The 16,721-nt window shown below is 62.8% G+C and carries 16 protein-coding genes; 3 read left to right on the top strand and 13 right to left on the bottom strand.

Annotated features, from left to right (window positions below; genetic code table 11):
• Window positions 1-10: 10 nt before the first annotated feature.
• The 7 genes from AC0L2Y_RS06005 to AC0L2Y_RS05975 all read right to left on the bottom strand — a co-directional run bounded on the left by AC0L2Y_RS06005 (window position 11) and on the right by AC0L2Y_RS05975 (window position 9,203).
• Window positions 11-1,474, bottom strand: coding sequence for a RimK family protein (locus AC0L2Y_RS06005; RefSeq protein WP_473554568.1), 1,464 nt, complete (start codon window positions 1,472-1,474; stop codon window positions 11-13).
• Window positions 1,471-2,577, bottom strand: a complete 1,107-nt coding sequence (locus AC0L2Y_RS06000) for a peptidase C39 family protein (protein ID WP_473554566.1) — start codon at window positions 2,575-2,577, stop codon at window positions 1,471-1,473. The genes AC0L2Y_RS06005 and AC0L2Y_RS06000 overlap by 4 nt, the downstream gene beginning before the upstream one ends.
• A gap of 207 nt (window positions 2,578-2,784) precedes the next feature.
• The gene (locus tag AC0L2Y_RS05995; protein ID WP_352566183.1) at window positions 2,785-3,579 is read right to left on the bottom strand and encodes an anti-sigma factor family protein; all 795 of its coding nucleotides are present in this window, start codon (window positions 3,577-3,579) and stop codon (window positions 2,785-2,787) included.
• 2 nt (window positions 3,580-3,581) lie between these two features.
• Window positions 3,582-4,094, bottom strand: coding sequence for a sigma-70 family RNA polymerase sigma factor (locus AC0L2Y_RS05990; RefSeq protein WP_292657948.1), 513 nt, complete (start codon window positions 4,092-4,094; stop codon window positions 3,582-3,584).
• Between the two features lie 153 nt (window positions 4,095-4,247).
• A complete protein-coding gene (locus AC0L2Y_RS05985; protein WP_473554562.1) occupies window positions 4,248-6,959 on the bottom strand; it encodes a DUF2339 domain-containing protein in 2,712 nt (903 codons plus the stop codon).
• 250 nt (window positions 6,960-7,209) lie between these two features.
• Window positions 7,210-7,998 carry a DNA repair protein RecO gene (gene recO, locus AC0L2Y_RS05980; RefSeq protein ID WP_473554559.1) on the bottom strand — a complete coding sequence of 263 codons (789 nt, stop codon included), beginning with the start codon at window positions 7,996-7,998 and terminating at the stop codon, window positions 7,210-7,212.
• 116 nt (window positions 7,999-8,114) lie between these two features.
• On the bottom strand, window positions 8,115-9,203 hold the full coding sequence (locus AC0L2Y_RS05975) for a porin (RefSeq protein ID WP_473554558.1): 1,089 nt from the start codon (window positions 9,201-9,203) through the stop codon (window positions 8,115-8,117).
• Window positions 9,204-9,244: 41 nt separating this feature from the next.
• Here AC0L2Y_RS05975 and AC0L2Y_RS05970 point away from each other — a divergent pair, with 41 nt between their 5' ends.
• The gene (locus AC0L2Y_RS05970) at window positions 9,245-9,499 is read left to right on the top strand and encodes a hypothetical protein (protein WP_473554555.1); all 255 of its coding nucleotides are present in this window, start codon (window positions 9,245-9,247) and stop codon (window positions 9,497-9,499) included.
• A gap of 64 nt (window positions 9,500-9,563) precedes the next feature.
• Here AC0L2Y_RS05970 and AC0L2Y_RS05965 read toward each other — a convergent pair whose 3' ends face one another.
• Entirely contained in the window at window positions 9,564-10,265 is a 702-nt protein-coding gene (locus AC0L2Y_RS05965; protein ID WP_473554552.1) for an antitoxin Xre/MbcA/ParS-like domain-containing protein, read from the bottom strand.
• A gap of 348 nt (window positions 10,266-10,613) precedes the next feature.
• Here AC0L2Y_RS05965 and AC0L2Y_RS05960 point away from each other — a divergent pair, with 348 nt between their 5' ends.
• Window positions 10,614-11,417 (top strand): CPBP family intramembrane glutamic endopeptidase, encoded by an 804-nt coding sequence (locus AC0L2Y_RS05960; RefSeq protein WP_473554551.1) that lies wholly within the window; start codon window positions 10,614-10,616, stop codon window positions 11,415-11,417.
• A gap of 107 nt (window positions 11,418-11,524) precedes the next feature.
• The gene (locus AC0L2Y_RS05955) at window positions 11,525-13,036 is read left to right on the top strand and encodes a winged helix-turn-helix domain-containing tetratricopeptide repeat protein (RefSeq protein WP_473554548.1); all 1,512 of its coding nucleotides are present in this window, start codon (window positions 11,525-11,527) and stop codon (window positions 13,034-13,036) included.
• A gap of 39 nt (window positions 13,037-13,075) precedes the next feature.
• Here AC0L2Y_RS05955 and era read toward each other — a convergent pair whose 3' ends face one another.
• From era to AC0L2Y_RS05930, 5 genes are all read right to left on the bottom strand, one after another.
• Window positions 13,076-14,002 carry a GTPase Era gene (gene era / locus AC0L2Y_RS05950; RefSeq protein ID WP_352862668.1) on the bottom strand — a complete coding sequence of 309 codons (927 nt, stop codon included), beginning with the start codon at window positions 14,000-14,002 and terminating at the stop codon, window positions 13,076-13,078.
• Window positions 13,999-14,724 carry a ribonuclease III gene (rnc, locus tag AC0L2Y_RS05945; RefSeq protein ID WP_473554546.1) on the bottom strand — a complete coding sequence of 242 codons (726 nt, stop codon included), beginning with the start codon at window positions 14,722-14,724 and terminating at the stop codon, window positions 13,999-14,001. The genes era and rnc overlap by 4 nt, the downstream gene beginning before the upstream one ends.
• A 4-nt stretch (window positions 14,725-14,728) precedes the next feature.
• Window positions 14,729-15,478 (bottom strand): signal peptidase I, encoded by a 750-nt coding sequence (gene lepB / locus AC0L2Y_RS05940; protein ID WP_352566173.1) that lies wholly within the window; start codon window positions 15,476-15,478, stop codon window positions 14,729-14,731.
• A gap of 77 nt (window positions 15,479-15,555) precedes the next feature.
• Entirely contained in the window at window positions 15,556-15,969 is a 414-nt protein-coding gene (acpS, locus tag AC0L2Y_RS05935) for a holo-ACP synthase (RefSeq protein WP_473554543.1), read from the bottom strand.
• A complete protein-coding gene (locus AC0L2Y_RS05930) occupies window positions 15,966-16,547 on the bottom strand; it encodes a DUF2062 domain-containing protein (RefSeq protein WP_473554541.1) in 582 nt (193 codons plus the stop codon). The genes acpS and AC0L2Y_RS05930 overlap by 4 nt, the downstream gene beginning before the upstream one ends.
• Window positions 16,548-16,721 lie beyond the last annotated feature (174 nt).

Raw genomic sequence — 16,721 nt, 5'->3', positions numbered from 1 at the left:
AGTTCGGATATTATCGCCCCGGCCGGTCCAGCCGCTCCAGGAACCACTGCGTTAGCCGCACCCAGACCTCGTCTTTCTCGCCGGAGTCTTCCCAGCCGTGGTCGAGGTTGGGGTTATCGTTGACCTCAATGACGAAAACGCCGTCCCTGGTTTCTTTGAGGTCGACGCCGTAGAGGCCGTCGCCAATGCAGCGCGCCGCGCTCACCGCCGTCTCGACGACATGCGCCGGCGCTTCCTTCAGGGTGAAGGTCTTGATGCCGCCCTGGTCGGGCTTGCCGTTGGCCTTGTGATTGACGATCTGCCAATGTTTCTTGGCCATCAGATAATGGACGGCAAACAAAGGTTGGCCGCCGAGGACACCGACGCGCCAGTCATATTCCGTCGGAATGAATTTTTGCGCAATCAGGAGGTCGGAATCTTCCAGCCATTCGGTTGCGAGCGTCTTCAACTCTTCGAAGGTGCCGCATTTCTTGACGCCGCGCGAAAACGAGGAGTCCGGGATCTTCAGCACCAGGGGGAAGCCCAGTGTCTGCGCCGCAACTTCCAAATCCGAGATGCCGGCTATCATCACCGTCGGCGGCACCGGTACCTTGTTGTAGGTCATCAGCTCGTTGAGATAGACCTTGTTGGTGCAGCGGATCATCGACAGCGGATCGTCGATGACCGGCATGCCTTCCTGCTGGGCGCGGCGGGCAAAGCGGTAGGTGTGGTTGGAGATCGAGGTGGTCTCGCGGATGAACAGCGCGTCGTAATTGGCGAGCTTGGCCAGATCCCGCTTGGTGATCGGCTCGATTTCGACGCCCATCTTTTCAGCGATCTTGGCCCAGTGGCGCAGCGACGAAATCTCCGACGGCGGCAATTCCTCATGCGGATCGACCAGCGTGGCGAAAGTGTAGCGCGCCGGCGTGCGGCCCTTGGTGTCGCGCCACTCGCGGTTGGTGTAGGTCTCCAGGCACTGTAGAAAGTGCGTCTCATCGTCCTCGGTCATCCTGGCCAGGGGATGGAAGCCAATCTTGCGGATCGAGGCCCATTCGGCGCTGTCCCTGATGTGAACCTCGAGCGCCGGGGCACGAAACCAGTCGAACAGCAGCTTGGCGAAGCGGTCCCAGATCCTGGACGGTCCGATGCCGAAGAAGATGCAGACCTTCTGCGGGAAAGCGCCGCCAAGGTCCTTGCGGCACTTGTTGAGTGCGAGTTCGAGTTCCGGCAACGCGTGCTCATAGAGCTTGCGCTCCGACAGATCGATCATTGTTTCGACCGTCGGGATGACCTTATGGCCTCGCGAACCAGCAAGCAGCGACGCGTAATAGCCGCGGCTCTGGTAGCCATAATTGTTCGACAGGTTAATGACCTTCGGCCGCTGACCGCGAAAGAGTGCCGGATGGGCAAGGTAGTCGCGATTGGTGATGATCTTGTGCGGTGTCGCCACTTGGTCGAGATCGTTCTGCCGGCCGGTAAGGATGACCCAGGTCATTGGCTGTCGCGCTTTCCGAGAGTGATGGCGGCGCGCAATCCATCGCGGCCGAATTGCGCCATGTTCATGAAGATGCCGTAAGGCACGGGAATATTGGCAGCATCAAGGATCGTCTCCTGCCGCTCGTCCTCGACCCAGGGGTCGTGTATCAGGATATGGTCGCCATCGTCACCGATGGCCAATACCCAGTGCGGAACCTTCTTGCCGAACATCAGGAAGCCGCTGATCAGGACCAGCACTAGTTTTCCATCTGCGATCGCGGTACGAATGTCGTCAAGCCCGAATGGACGGTAATTCACCGGGATGCCGTAAAGTTCCGCGCGGCGGCGAAAGTCGACCTGCGCCAGCTCCATGACCCGGCGCTTGTCCTCGCTGCGCACCGACTGCAGGAACAGCGCTCCGTAGAAAGAGACATAGATCTCAGCAGCAAGCCCGCTCTCATAGCCGGCGACGGCCAGCCCGAACGGTTCGCAGCCGCCCGGCCCCGACATCATGAAAACGGTCGTCGCCTCACGCCACAGCCGGATTTCCATCACCGGGTCCGGCACGAATCCGGGGCCGAAGTAAGCCATTGCCATCATCAGACAGCATGGTCCGCAGGTGAATTCGCAAGTCTGCTGATAAAACGGCACTTCGGTGGCGACCGGAATGTCGCCGCGCAAGGTCTTTTCATAGCGCAGCGCCGTGGCGCCATCCTCGTAATAGTCCGGTTCGCGGCCGATCTTGCGGTAGCCGCTCTGCTCGTAGATCTGGATCGCGCGCGGGTTGTCCTCGCGGACTTCCAAACGAAGCATCATGCGGCCGTGCTCGAAAGCGGCGGCCTCGGCCTGTTCCAGCAGCAGGCGGCCAACGCCGCGGCCGCCGAAAAATGGACCGACGGCGATCGAATAAAGCCGCGCGACCCCGCTGCCCTTGCGAAACAGCACGACTGCATAGCCGGCGACTCGGCCATCGTTTTCGCCAACCAGCAGTTCGGCGGTGTCGCGGTCGATCAGTTGTCGAAAGGAGCGGCGAGAAATGCGATCGCTCGAGAAAACGGCTTTTTCGATGGCGGCGAGGTCATCGACGTCGGACGCGCGGGCCTTGCGAATCTCGGCAGGCATGCGGGCTCAGAAAACCTCGATTGGGTTGTGGAAAAGGCCCTAGACTAAACATCGGTCACACCAGCCGAAGTGCCAGCATTCAGCAAGCGCTATCGCACCTCGATTAGGGCCGAATTGTGACAGTTTTGACGGCAGGCAGGTCGCGCAAAGGCTTTGAGCGACCTCTGTGTTTCTGCATCGGCGCGGCTCCGGAAAACGAGAGCCTGCTCAGCTTTGCAAGCCCGCCAGAAGCTGGCCATAGGCGCTCTTGGCCACCGCGGCCAATTGCTCGCGCGGCAGCGAGCCGACGACGGCGCAGCCATAACCCTTGTCCAGCCAATAGACGGCCTCAGGACCATCTTCCTCAGACCCATAGGTGCCCTTGGCCTTGGCCGCTGATTCGGCGATGACGAAGAGCGATATGCGTTCACCCTTGACGTCCTCATAAAGCAGCATCGCGGCCTTGCCCTGGCCTGCAGGCAGCAGCCGGCCACCGACCAGTTGGAACCCTTGCGCCGCCAGATCCGGCGCGACCAGCTTCAAACCCACCTGGTTCGACAACCAGCTCTGCAAATGATCCTTGTCGCTTGCCGGCACTTCCACCGCATGCCGCTTTTCGGCGGCATAGATAACGTGGGCGGCGATCGCCTCTTCGGCAAGCTGGTCCTCGGCCGTATTTTCCAGGCCAAGGCGGCCGATGCCGGCAAGGTAGCCGCCAGCGCCGCCAATCATCAGAATGACGGCAGCGGCGGCCGCAAGCCACCAACGCGAGCGCGACGGCGACACCCTGACCGCTGGCGCCTCGCCAAGCACCACCTTGCTCAGCCGCACCGGGACGGGTTCGTCCAGCACGCCGTTAAAGGCTGCGCGCAATGCTGCCCGGTCGGCGGCGTAGCGTGCGCTCTTGGCCTTCATCTCGGCATTGGCCTCGAGCCATGCCTCATAGGCCGTCCGCTCGTCGCCCGGCAACTCGCCATCGAGAGCCAGGTGGATATCGCGTTCGGAGAAATCGCGCCGGCTCATTTCTAGACGATCCTTATCGAGCGGCGGCGCGCGGTATCATCCAGCAGCGCGCGCAGTTCCTCACGCCCGCGCGCGATGCGCGACATCAAAGTGCCGGCGGGAACCCCAAGGATGTTGGCGGCTTCGGCATAGGAAAACCCTTCGATGGCGACCATCACAAGTGCCGCCCGCCGGTCAGGGCTGATCGCCTGCAGCGCGTCGACGATCTCGCGCGAGGCGATGCTCTCGACCTGCTCGGCGGGTGCTGCCTGCGCCTCGCTTGCCTCGAGCGGCAGCATCGCCGCCTCGCCGCGCCGGTTCACCTTGCGCATCTGGTCGATGAACAAATGGTGCATGATCGTAAACAGCCACCTCCTGGGGCTTTCTCCTGTCTGCCAATTGTCGAGCCGCACAAGTGCGCGCTCGAGACAATCCTGGACGAGATCGTCAGCGGAATCACGGTCGCGCAACAGCGAGCGTGCATAGCGGCGCAGACGCGGTATTTCGCCAAGGATTGCTGCCTTCTTTTCGTCCATGACCGCTGGTTCTGGGGCCCCTGTCCGTGGTGATTGAACGCGCCTTTGCAGCGCGGCGCAAGCGGCCAGCGCGAAGCGGTCCGCCGCCCCGGTCACCCAAGCAACTAAGTAACGCCGCCAGTGGCAGGTTTATTCCCGGCCAAATTGAAATCGTCAGCTATTGCTCGTCTCGAGCTTTGCTTTCGCCGCCCTTGTCAGCAGCCGCTGATAGAACAAGCCGATGCCGATGAGCACCGCGCCGAGGCCGATGAAGGACAGCGCCCGCAACACGCCTTCCAGCTCCGACATGTCGAAGATGAAGACTTTGAGCACGGCGATCGAGATCAGCGCCGCCGACGCTATGCGCAGCACCTGCGACTTCAGCCAGACACCGGCGATGAGCAGCACCACGCCAATGACCAGCCACAGTGCCGAATAAGTATAGGTCTCAAGCTGGCCGAGACCGCTCCACAGCCCAATGAACTCGCCCTTGAACAGGCGCCTGACCGACAGCGTGGCATAGGCGAAGCCGAGCACCGCCGCCGCCACCGCCAGCATCGCCGCATACCATTTCGGCCGTTTGTCGCGGGCATAAAGCGCCAGTGCGCCTGCCGCAACCGCCGGCAAGAGGTAGGCGAGGAACAGAAGGTTGAACACTGGAATGCTGCCGGTCGATTCATCCGTCAGCAGCGGGTTCAGCGCCAGAAAATGCTGGAGGACGATGAACGCGACCGAGACCACGCCCGCTGCAATCGAGCCGTAGCGCAGCACCGAACTTGGCGAGCGCATGTCGATGGCGACCAGGATGGCACCGGCACCGATGGCGATCAGCGTGTAGATCGCCTGTTCGGCAAGCGTCGCAGCAGCCGTATCGATGACGCCGCCATGCATGGCATGGCGCACCAGCATGGCGACGGTGAGCAGGCAAAACAGCGCGGCGCCGGCCTCCATGGCGAGGCGCGGTCGGCCATTGGTGGTTCGGGCAAGCTGCCAGGCGGCAAAACCGAAAGCGAGCGCCGGCACGCCATATCCAAGCAGCAGCCAGTTGAACACCGGCGTCTTCGACAGGAACTCGGCACCGACGATGGTCGGGTCGAAGGCAACGCGGCCGAGCACTGCAATCACCGTACCAACGGAAATCCAGCCAAGCACCGGATAGTTACGCCAGCGCGTCGCCAGCGCCGGCGCGACGGCGGCTGCCCCGAGCAGGATGGTTGTCCAGCCCGAACCAAAGGCCATGTGCAGCATCAGCAGGCCGGCAATCGCCGCCCCGCCGAGCGCGAAGGAGACGGCAGCGCCGCCGGTCAGCGGCGGCGCTTCGCCGCGCGCTATCCATTCGCCGCCGGCGACGAAGACGCCGACCAAAACGGCTGCGACCGCCGCATAAGCAAGGTCACGGTCGAGATTGCCGAAGGTAGACCAGAGCGCCAGCAGGATGACCAGTGGCGCGACAGCGCTCCAGGCCGCCCATGTGGCGGCGCGCAGCCAGCCAGAGGCCGCAAAACGGCGCGCCGCCCAAAAACCAGCGCCGATGAAGACCAGGCCCAGCGCGATGCCGACCCTGAGCATCAAGGCATCGGACGCCACGACCGGCATGCCGTCGACGCCGAGAGCGCCACTCGAAAAATCGGAAGCGATCGTGGTCGGCGGAATGATGCCGAGATAGACCAGTACAGTCGCCAGCCCGGCGGCGTGCAGCAGTGCAACCGCCCGCGGCCGGTAGAGCGCCACCGCCACCAGGGCTGCGACAAGGGCTGCGCCCTGCAAGGCATCGCCGGCGGCGGCAAAGACCGGATCGACGAACAGGGCTAGCGCCGAAAGCGCGACGAAGAAGCCCGGCGCGATCGACGGCCAGTCGAAGCTGCTGCCGGCGACCGCTTCGCCGCGGCGGCCGAGCCAGACGAAGGCGAGCACGGCCAGTGTCGTCCCGTCGATAAAGAGGATGACCGCAAGGTTCGCCCCCGGCGCGTCGGTCATGTAGAAGATGGTCCAGATGCCCGTGGCGACGAAGGCTGCGGCCATCAAAAGCCTCCAGTCGCGGATGCGGGCAATGACGCCGGTGGCGGCGAGCACGATCGCCAGATAGCCAAACAGCGCCCACGGATTGGGCGCCTGCGAGGCGACCAGTAGCGGCGTCACCATGGCGCCGAGCAGGCCGACGCCGGCCAGCGCCTGACCATGGACCAGGCTTGCCGCGATCGTCGCCACGCCGATGGCGCCGAGCAGCGTGAAAGCGAGCGTCGGGCCGATGAAGCCGTAAATGCTGTACGCGGCGTAGACGGTACCGAACAGGATGAAGGCGCCGGCCGCCGTCAGCATCGCCGGGATATAGGCGCCGGCGGCACCTTGCACCGGCACCCTGAAGCCGGTGCGCCGGATGAACTCGCCGCCGGCGACCAGCACCAGCCCGAGTGCCGCCGCCATGGCAAGCCGCACGCGTGGCCCGAAAATGCCGGCCTCGATGGTGTAGCGGATCAGGAACAACCCACCCAACGCCAGCGCGATGCCGCCGACCCAGACCGCCCAGCGGGTACCGAGAGCCGTTTCGACGTCGGACTGGCGGGCGGCCTTCGCGGCTGCCGCCGGTTGCGCCGGCTCCGGTGCGGACGGCGCCGTTGTATCGGCATCGGGTTCTGTGGCTGATGCTACCGCTGCGGTCCCTGGCGATACGGCCATGTCGGCCGCCGACGGCATTACGGCATCCGTCGGTTTGCTGTCGTTTGCAGCCGGTTCCTTGGCTTGCGGCGGCAGCACAGGCGCGCCTGAGAGCACAAGGCTGCGCAAGGCGCCAAGCTCGCGCTCGATCAGGCCGATGCGGCTCTGCTGGCGTGAAATGATCACGAACAGCGCGATGATGGCGACCAGGCCGATCAGGCTTTCGAACATGGCGGTTCCCCCAAACCAGGCCAGTTGTCACTGACATTCAATCTTCAGTGACATTCAAATGCGGCGGCCAAACGGCCGGTCCATTCAACGTGCCGCCAGATTGGCCGCCGGAAAGATCGAGCATATTTCGGTGCCGAAAGCCAGCAGCTTGCCGTTGGCGTCCTTCAGCGCCGCTTCCGAAACGGCCAGCGTGCGGCCCTTGTGCCAAGGCCGAGCGGCGAAACGTTGCCGGGATAAGGTTCAACGTCGCTCATCTGGTGGTCTCCCCGGCGGCGGTTTCTGCGGCGCTCGGCTTGCCGGATTCATGGCCGGGCGGATGGTGCCTGCGCAACGCGGCGAGGAAGCCGGCGCGGGCGCCGGGAGGTTCGATGCCGCGTGGTTCGTAGACGTGACGGGTCAAAAAGAAGCCGGTTAGCCGGAAGGCGTCCTCGATCGCCGCCGGATCGGCGCGCAGGCCCGAACCGCGCTGCAGGAAGGCAGGCAGCGCCAGCATCTTGTCGCGCCACGGCGCCCCTGCCGCCCGCGACACGGCGCGGCCGGATTTCGGCGAGACATAGGCAAGATCCTGCCTGGTGCCGGTCGCCGCACACTGGCTGAGATCGAGGCCAAAACCGAGTTCGTCGAGGACCAGCAGCTCGAAGCGGGCCACCAGCTCGCCGGCGGCATCGGCATCGTCGAGATGAGCGATCATCACCGCAAGCGTCTCATAGAGACCGCCATGGGCGTCGCGCTCAGGCAGAAGACGCAAATGCGCGGCCATCGTCTGCAGGCCGTAGACGGCAACGGCGCTGTCCATCAGCCGGGCGGCGTTCATCTCGATGGCCTCGACCTGGAAGGTGCCGAGATGCTCGTCGAGCCGCGCCCGCCACAACAGGTCGACGCGATTGCCGGGCTGCAAGACAGGCTGCTGTTTGCGCGAGCGGCCGCCGCGCACGAGGCCGAGATGGCGGCCATGCACGCGCGTCATCACCTCGAGAATGGCGCTGGTTTCGCCATGCTTGCGGGTGCCGAGAATGATTCCCTCGTCTCGCCATTCCATGACGAGAGCTTGTCACCGGTTGGATGGCGAAATCAAGATGAGCGACATATCCGCTGCAAACCGAAACGGCCCGTAGCGTATCGCTACGGGCCGTTTTTTGCGAGATCCTCGTTTGATCAGAACGAGCGCTGGAAGCGGAAGATGCCGCCGATTGCGTCGGCATCGTCGGCATCGAAATTGTCGTAATAATCGACTTCGGCGGTGATCGTGTAACCAGGAACGATCGTGTAGGCGACGTTGGCCGCAACGGCGAAGTCTTTGTCGTCGGTATAGGAGACCTGGGCGTTCAAAGCGGTCTTCTTGTTGACGGCATAGCTGCCCCCGCCCCAGACGGCAAAGTTGCCAGTCCACGGTTTGTAGAAGTTCATTGCGACGTTGTCGTCGCTGCCGTAGCCCGCCATCACGAACAGGGTCAGGTCAGTAATCGGCTTGACGTCGAGGCGGGCTTTGCCGGCCCATTCTTCCGACGTGCTGTTATAGGCGCCGACCGCGGTGATCGCACCCCAGTCACCCTTGTATTTCACGCCGCCGACGACAAACGGAACGTAGCTGTCGATCGACTGGTCAGCGCCGGAGCCCGTTTCGACCGAGGCGACTGCCGTAAAGCCATTACCGCCGTCGAAATAGTAACTGATCAGGTTGGTGTCCTTGGTGCCGTAAGGAATGATAGTGTCCTGGACGACGCTGCCCGCGTAGCCGATGAACGAATCATAGACAGTTTCATCCTTGCCGACGCGGAAACCTCCAAGCTGGATCCAGGCGAAGTTCAGGGTAACCGCCTTGTTGTCCTGCACGCTGAAATCAACACCGCTCACGGTGCGTTTGGTATTGCCGAAGTTGAAACGGGTCTCGGTGTACGTCTTCAACGTGCCGAGTTCGGTTTCCTGGCCTGTCCACGTCTTCAAATTGAAGCGCGCATTCTTGTTCCAGGTCTGCTGTTCGTCACCGTCCATAAGGTCGTGTGTCGTCGCGCCGTCGAAAACGCGGCCACCGTCGCCGAAGCTGGCGTCATAGCGGACATAGCCGCCGATGCGCAGGCAGGTCTCGGTGCCGGGGATGTAGTAGTAGCCGGCGCCGTAGACGTCACAAATCTTGACGTATTCGGCGGGTTCCGGCTCGGCGACCACAACAGCGTCGGCGGCGCGCGCGCCGGAGACCGCGACGAATGCCGCGGCTGAGCCGAGAAGAAGGCTCTTGATATTCATTTTCTGACCTCTCCAGTCAAAGTTAAAATGGCTTTGAACCCATGGTTGAACGGCTGAACGCCTCACCCACGTCGAAAAAGGCGCGCACTGCACCCCCTCTTCAGGCGGCGAACATACTCATCGGCATTCCAGTCTCAATGGCGATTATAAAAATAATCAATGTTTTCATAACAGAAGAAATCCATGTTGCACAAATATCACTTCATATTTTCTTCATAATCGCTCCCGGCACAAACGAGACATTGTCACAATTGTACGAAAATATACTTGTACCATTAGCCGGCAAACCGATCTGAATCCGACAGACATTCCTTTTACTTGTTCTTTTTTTGGAATGGACTTCTAACGTTGGCAGCGAGATCAAGCCAACTTCGCCATCGCTGCGTTCTGTGCGGCAAGAACGACTTCCGCCACCAGATCCTGCTTGAGCATTTCAATGGGAGTACGTCCGGCGAGGCCGGGCGCGGGGCCGATCAGCCACGCCCAGGCATGCCGTGGCTCAGGCATCGCGGACAAGACTTCCTTGATACCCGGAGCCGGCCTGCCGTCGACGAACTGGGCCAAGGGAAATACATGTTTGCGGCCACCGGTGCGCAACGCAACGACCGTGCCGCTCCGCTGCCAGCGATGCAGGGTCGAGCGCGATATGCCGAGATTTTGCTGCAGGAACGTCGACCCGGCGACCCGACCGGCCCAGTCCTCGACCCGCATCGCATCGAGGTCGCCGCTTCCAGCCGGTTGGACGTCCGTCCCTTGGCCTCCGTGTGCGCTCGACAGACGCGTCCGGGCACTGCGTTCCGCAGCTTCGGCCGCCAATATCCGCACGAACCGCGAAGCCATGCCGGGCAATCTTTCCTGCATGGTGTCGATCGCTCTGATGTCGGTCGGCGCAAGCAGGGCGACGGCGGCGGCAACGGCGCCGGCGACCCTACCCGCTGCAACGATCGCATCGCTGTTCGTCACCCCATTTTGCCGCGCCAGCGCCTGCTCGACCTCAACAGCGACGACGTTTGCAAACTCGATTTGACGGATGGGGTCGAAGCGATTCCAAGTCCTGGTCATGTCCTGATCTGGCTGCTTGCCCGCCGGTTCCGGTTTGCTCGGAAGCGGGTCTTTCGCACAGCCTATAGGCAGGGTGTGTGACGGAGAGACGACAAACGGGAACGCTGGACGACCGCAGTGTCGGCAGGTGCTCCAGCCGGTCTGACTGGCCGGTTCTGCATGAAATATCGGAAATTTCTCAGAACCCGCTCAGGATTTCGGGGCGCGCCGGTGCCAATAAGAAACCGGTCGACCGAGGTGGTCGGCGCATGGCCTCCCGGAACGATTCGGCCGGCTGTTCAAGATGCAAGTCGACCGATCGGGCAGCCCGGCGACCTCTCATTGTCATCTGCCCGTGAGAGGCCCGACATGACTTCTTTCCTGCTCCTGGTGCGGCAGCATCAGTTGGCCGCCTTCTTTTCGTTGACGCTTGTCCTGACCTGGTTTACCTTCATCCCGTTCTTCTTGTCGAATGGCGATAGCATTCCCTGGTTTACCTTCGGCCCGATGCTGTCCGGATTCGTTGTCGCAGCCGTTTCCGGAGGCTGGACTTCGGTCAGGGGTATTCTCGCTTCCATGGTGAAGTGGCGGGTATCTCCACTATGGTATCTGGTGGCATTCGGCCTGCCATTTGGCACACAGCTGGCCTCGATCCTGGTCAATCCGCTGTTCGGCTCGGCGACGCCGGCCTGGAGCAACATTCCAGCCGTCACTGAGATACTGCCGATCATCGCGCTGTATGCGGTCTTCAGCGGTCCACTTGGCGAAGAGCCGGGATGGCGCGGCTTTGCAACACCGCGTCTGCTAGGCAAGCATTCGGCGCTGGCCGGAAGCCTGATCCTCGGCGCGATCTGGGCGATCTGGCATCTTCCGCTCGGCCTGATCGGCGACCTCAGCGTCTACGGCACGGTCAAAGTCCTGCTGGCGGCAGTGGTATTCACCTGGCTCTATCAGAACACCGGCAGTGTGCTTCTCGCCATTCTCATGCATGTCACCCATCAGAACAGCGTACGCTTCCTGGGCAAGGTGTTCATCGACGCCGACCATGTGCAGCAGCAATGGATCGGTGTTGCGATCTGGGCGGTGGCTGCGGTCGCCATCGTCGCCGTCTACGGCACCGAGAGCTTCGTCCGCAGGTCGGCACCGCAGCGCGCCCTCGCTGGCGCCGTCTAATTTGCGGCGCCCAAATCCAAAGCACCGCTTTCGGCGGCGACAGACCTTGACCCAGCCCTCCAGCCGTAGACCAATACAGGCACGGCTTCAGGGAGCGGGCCGTTTCGATGGCGGTTTCGGCCACTGATCAGGTTTTTCAGTTCGGCGGTTTCACACTCGATCTGGGCAAAGGTACGCTCGGCCGGGCCGAACAGCCGGCCTTCCTTCGGCCGAAAGCCTACGCATTGCTGACGCATCTCGCCCGCCATATCGGCCGTGTGGTGCCGAAGTCGGAATTGATGGATGCGGTCTGGCCGGGTGTTTTCGTCACCGAGGACTCGCTGACACAGTCGATTCGCGAGATCCGCAAGGTGCTCGGCGAGGAAACGATACGGACCGTATCGAAGCGCGGCTACATGCTGATCCCTGAAATCGAACCGGTGCCCGAACCCGGCGCACAGCCGATCGTGGCGGTGCTCAGGTTTCGCAATGACGGCGCCGATCCGGCCGACGACGCGATCGTCGACGGTATTGCCGAAGACATTATCAACGGCCTCGCCCGCTTCGGCACGCTGACGGTCCTGGCGCGCAATTCGAGCTTCTCGTTTGCCTCATATTCGCCCAGCGAATGGCCTGTCGTACGCTCGCGCATCGGCGCCGACTATCTCGTCGAGGGTTCGGTGCGGCGGCAGGCAGACAGCATCGTGTGTGCGGTCAATCTGGTTGACGCAGCCAGCGCTTCCCAGCTCTGGGGCGATCGCTACCAGGCCAATTACGCCGGGCTGTCCGCCATCCAGCAGGAGATCGTCGAAAAGATCGTCGGCCGGCTGGTGGTTCGAGTGAACAATGCCGGCCTGCAACGTGCCTCGCGGCAGCCGGTAGCCAGCCTCGCCGCCCATGAACTGGTGCTGCGCGGCGTCGCTTTGCTGCGCGATCCAGCGCAAAGCGAACTGAAAGAAGCGGCGGCGTTTTTCGAGGCGGCGATCGTCAGGGACCCGGCCTATGGCCTTGCTTACACCTACCTGGCGCTGGCGCATGTGCTCAACAGCGAATTCGGGCCCGTCAGCGGCGCCGTTCTGACGAAGGCCCGCGACCTGGCCGCCCGCGGCATCGCATTATCGCCGGATCAGGCAACGGCACACCGCATCCAGTCGCTGGTGCGGCTCAATATGCGCGACCACGAGGCGGCCGAGCATCATTTACGCATGGCGCTCGAGCTCAATCCTGGCGACGCTGACTGTATCGAGCAGATGGGGCATCTGTTGACGATGCGTGGCCGGCCGCTCGACGCGCTGGCCTGGCTGGCGCGCGCCATCCGCATCAACCCGCTGCATCCCCATTGGTGTCAGTACGATCGCGCGCTCGCGCTATACATGCTGGGCGAATACCGCACGGCTGCCGAGGCGCTGGAGCTGGCGACGCGACCGACGCCGTGGATCCGCACCCGGCTTGCCGCCTGTTACGCTCAGCTGGGCGACATGCAGGCGGCAAGGCGCCAGGCTGCGCTGATCAACGCCGACGGCTCCGATTTCTCGCCGCTCGACTATGCAAGAACGGGCATCCCGTTCGAAAACGTCTCCGACGCCGAACATCTTGTCGACGGCGTGTCACTGGCCCTTGGGTATCGCTCAACATCCTGAGGCGGCCAACAGGCCGCCCGGCGGATCGCCCAAACAGGCTCAGTGCGGAAATTCGAGCCCCATTTCCCGGTAGCGCTCGGGATCGTCGCCCCAGTTCTCGCGCACCTTGACGAACAGGAAGAGGTGCACCTTTTGCTCGAGTATGCCTGCGATCTCCATGCGCGCGGCCTGGCCGATGGCGCGGATCGTCTCGCCCTTATGGCCGAGCACGATCTTCTTCTGGCTGTCGCGCTCGACATAGATTGTCTGGTCGATGCGCACCGAGCCGTCCTTCTTCTCTTCCCATTTCTCGGTCTCGATGTGGGACGAATAAGGCAGTTCCTGATGCAGCCTGAGATAGAGCTTTTCGCGGGTGATCTCGGCCGCGAGCTGGCGCATCGGCAGGTCGGAGATCTGGTCCTCCGGATAGTACCAGGGGCCGGCCGGCAAGGTCTCGGCGAGATAGTCGAGCAGGTCCTTGCAGCCGGACCCGGTCAGCGCCGAAACCATGAAGGTGCGCTTGAACGGCACCCTTTCGTTGGCTGCCGCCGACAATGCCAGCAACGTCTCGTGCTTGACCCGATCGACCTTGTTGAGGATCAACACCATCGGCTGCCGGACATCCTTCAGCCGCTCGAGGATGGCGTCGGCATCGCCCCGGATGCCGCGCTCGGCGTCGATCAAGAGCAGCACGACATCGGCGTCCTTGGCACCGCCCCAGGCTGTGGTCACCATCGCGGTGTCCAGCCGGCGCTTCGGCTTGAATATGCCCGGCGTGTCGACGAAGACGATCTGCGCGTTGTTGTGGGTGGCAATGCCGCGCACGATGGCGCGCGTGGTCTGCACCTTGTGCGTCACGATCGACACCTTGGCGCCGACCAATTGGTTGACCAGCGTCGATTTCCCCGCATTGGGCGCACCGATCAGCGCGACGAAGCCGGAGCGGGTAGCGGGAGCTTCTGTTGCCGGAGCTTCGGTGGCGGTCATGCGGCACTCCCTTGATTGAGCCAGACGCCTTCCCGCTGCAGAAGTGCCGCGGCTGCAGCCTGCTCCGCCTCGCGCTTGGAGCGCCCGCTGCCGGTCGCCGGCGGATAGGCGCCGACCTTGACGCTGACGGTGAACAGCGGATCGTGGTCCGGTCCCTCGCGGCTGTCGATTATGTAAACCGGCACTGCGCCTGCCGCCTGATGCGCCCATTCCTGGAGTTCGGTTTTCGCGTCGCGACGGGCGGCGTCAATGGCTTGCGAACGCGGCTGCCAGTATTTGTGGATGAAAGCACGGGCCGCTTCCAACCCGCCGTCGAGATAGAGCACGGCGATCAGCGATTCCAATGCATCGGCGCGCAGATTGACGCGCTTGCGCCCATCGAGGCCGCGTACGTCCGAACCGGCGCGAATAAGTTCCGGCAGGCCAATCTCCTCAGCGATATCCGCCAGGGCCTCCGCGTTGACCAGCGCATTCAATCTCAGCGACAGCTCACCCTCGGCGGCGTCGGGAAATGCCGCCAGCAGCATATCGGCAACGACAAGGCCGAGAACGCGGTCGCCCAGGAATTCGAAACGTTCGTAGTCGATGCCGGCATGACTGCCGCGAGCGCTGGCATGGGTCAGCGCCCGCTGCAGGCGGTGATGGTCGCCAAAACTGTGGCCAGTGCGCTCCCTAAGCGCCTCGGCGAGCGCATCGGCGGTCAGCCGTTTCGTCGCCGCCATGGCCCTAATTGACGAAATGGAACAGGCGCGAGGCGCGCATCAGTGACGGCCATTTCCAGATTTCGAGCGGGCTGGCGCTGCCGCCGATCGAGAAGAAAATGAGGTTGGCGCGGCCGACCAAATTCTCGTCCGGCACGAAGCCGACGGTGAAGCGGCTGTCCGACGAGTTGTCGCGATTGTCGCCCATCATGAAATAGTGACCGGGCGGCACCTTGAACTCTTTGGTATTGTCGCCGATCGAAGCCTGCGTCAGGTCGAGCGTGTCGTAAGTGACGCCGTTCGGCAGCGTCTCGCGATAGACATCGACCGGCCCATTCTCCTCGGTGATGTCGCGGTTGTCGATCTGCCCGACCTTGACGCGCGGCACGCCTACGTCATTGATGAAGAGCTGGCCATCCTTGACCTGGATCTTGTCGCCCGGCAGGCCGACGACGCGCTTGATATAATCGACGGAAGGATCCGGCGGAAACTTGAACACAACCACGTCGCCGCGCTTCGGCTCGGAGCCCCAGATGCGGCCCGAAAAGATGTTCGGCCCGAACGGCAGCGAATAGCGGGAGAAGCCGTAGGACCATTTGGTGACGAAGAGATAATCGCCTTCGAGCAAAGTCGGCCGCATCGAGCCTGACGGGATCGAGAACGGCTGGAACAGGAGCGTGCGGATGACCAGCGCAAGCAGCAGGGCCTGGACGATGACGCTGACGGTTTCGCCAAGTCCGCCGGATTTCTTCTGGGTTTTTTCAGCCACGCTCATGTCGTCCTCGATTGTGCGTTGGATGGTATAGAGTCTCGGCGCGCGCTGGGCAACGTCATGCCGGTGGTCAGATGCAATCAATGTGGCGCTTCTTCGACCGGCAACGCTTCAACGATCACAAAGGCTTGAGCGAGCGGAAAATCATCGGTGATGGTGAGGTGGATTACGGCGCGGTGCCCTTCAGGCAGGATTTCGTCCAGCCGCGCTGCCGCCCCGTTGGTCAGCGCCATGGTCGGCTTGCCGCTGGCCAGGTTGACGACCCCCATGTCGCGCCAGAACACACCCTGCGCCATACCGGTGCCCAATGCCTTGGCGCAGGCTTCCTTGGCAGCGAAACGCTTGGCGTAGGAGGCCGCACGCGCCGCGCGGTTTTCGGAGCGCGCCTGTTCGATCTCGGTGTAGATGCGCTGGATAAAGCGCTGGCCATGGCGTTCCAGCGACTTCTCGATGCGTCTGATGTCGATGAGGTCGCTGCCGATACCGATAATCATTCGGCGGGAACTTCCGGCCCGGTTTTTCCAGCCTTTGCCGCTCTTTCGGCCAGACGCTTGCGGCGCTGCTCCTGGAAAGTGACCATGCCCCAGCGGGTGATGCCGTAAAACAGCAGGCCGAAAGCCAGGCCGAGCGGTATTGCGCCGATTGTCATCGGCTTCAGCACCGGCCCCCACAACTGCGCAAAGGAAAGATTATGCAGCATGTCGCCGAGATGCGCGGGCGGGCCATGCGCCGGCAGGTGTTCATGCAGGATCAGCTTGCCGACCTCCCAGGAGGCGGCCCATAGCAGCGGAAACGTCAGGGGATTACCGAAGACCGTGCCGAGTGCTGCCGCGACCAGATTGCCGGCGATCAGCCAGCACAGGATGGCAGCAATGATGAAGTGGAAGCCAAGCGGGAAAAACGACGCGAATACGCCCGCCGCAACACCAGCGGCCACTGCGTGCGGCGTGGCCCTAAGCCGCAGGATGCGCTTGGAAAAATACCGCAGCGAGCGCGAGAACGAGCGGCGCGGCCACAAATAAGTACGCACCCGCTCGAAAAAAGCATCAGGCTTGCGCCGTCGAAAAAGCACTCTGTTCCTGTTCCTAGTTCCATCGATGGCTTCACGCCGGCTTTTCCAGCCAGGCGCGACAGCCCATGCTGCGCTCTGCGGTCGCCGAAAAGCAACTACGACGTTGATATAGCGATGCGCTGGCCGAAGAACAACGAGGCCGAGGGCATCCGCTCGGTGGCCGGTCGCGCCAGC

This window comes from Mesorhizobium sp. WSM4830 (genome assembly GCF_055811495.1).
Note: the sequence above shows the minus strand (reverse complement) of the source record. Positions and strands in the feature narration are given on the sequence as shown.

What these genes read in the sequence shown, in the direction of transcription:
- AC0L2Y_RS06005 (WP_473554568.1), bottom strand. Translation starts at nt 1,474, where the DNA reads ATGACCTGGGTCATCCTTACCGGCCGGCAGAACGATCTCGACCAAGTG.
- AC0L2Y_RS06000 (WP_473554566.1), bottom strand. Translation starts at nt 2,577, where the DNA reads ATGCCTGCCGAGATTCGCAAGGCCCGCGCGTCCGACGTCGATGACCTC.
- AC0L2Y_RS05995 (WP_352566183.1), bottom strand. Translation starts at nt 3,579, where the DNA reads ATGAGCCGGCGCGATTTCTCCGAACGCGATATCCACCTGGCTCTCGAT.
- AC0L2Y_RS05990 (WP_292657948.1), bottom strand. Translation starts at nt 4,094, where the DNA reads ATGGACGAAAAGAAGGCAGCAATCCTTGGCGAAATACCGCGTCTGCGC.
- AC0L2Y_RS05985 (WP_473554562.1), bottom strand. Translation starts at nt 6,959, where the DNA reads ATGTTCGAAAGCCTGATCGGCCTGGTCGCCATCATCGCGCTGTTCGTG.
- recO (WP_473554559.1), bottom strand. Translation starts at nt 7,998, where the DNA reads ATGGAATGGCGAGACGAGGGAATCATTCTCGGCACCCGCAAGCATGGC.
- AC0L2Y_RS05975 (WP_473554558.1), bottom strand. Translation starts at nt 9,203, where the DNA reads ATGAATATCAAGAGCCTTCTTCTCGGCTCAGCCGCGGCATTCGTCGCG.
- AC0L2Y_RS05970 (WP_473554555.1), top strand. Translation starts at nt 9,245, where the DNA reads ATGGTTGAACGGCTGAACGCCTCACCCACGTCGAAAAAGGCGCGCACT.
- AC0L2Y_RS05965 (WP_473554552.1), bottom strand. Translation starts at nt 10,265, where the DNA reads ATGACCAGGACTTGGAATCGCTTCGACCCCATCCGTCAAATCGAGTTT.
- AC0L2Y_RS05960 (WP_473554551.1), top strand. Translation starts at nt 10,614, where the DNA reads ATGACTTCTTTCCTGCTCCTGGTGCGGCAGCATCAGTTGGCCGCCTTC.
- AC0L2Y_RS05955 (WP_473554548.1), top strand. Translation starts at nt 11,525, where the DNA reads ATGGCGGTTTCGGCCACTGATCAGGTTTTTCAGTTCGGCGGTTTCACA.
- era (WP_352862668.1), bottom strand. Translation starts at nt 14,002, where the DNA reads ATGACCGCCACCGAAGCTCCGGCAACAGAAGCTCCCGCTACCCGCTCC.
- rnc (WP_473554546.1), bottom strand. Translation starts at nt 14,724, where the DNA reads ATGGCGGCGACGAAACGGCTGACCGCCGATGCGCTCGCCGAGGCGCTT.
- lepB (WP_352566173.1), bottom strand. Translation starts at nt 15,478, where the DNA reads ATGAGCGTGGCTGAAAAAACCCAGAAGAAATCCGGCGGACTTGGCGAA.
- acpS (WP_473554543.1), bottom strand. Translation starts at nt 15,969, where the DNA reads ATGATTATCGGTATCGGCAGCGACCTCATCGACATCAGACGCATCGAG.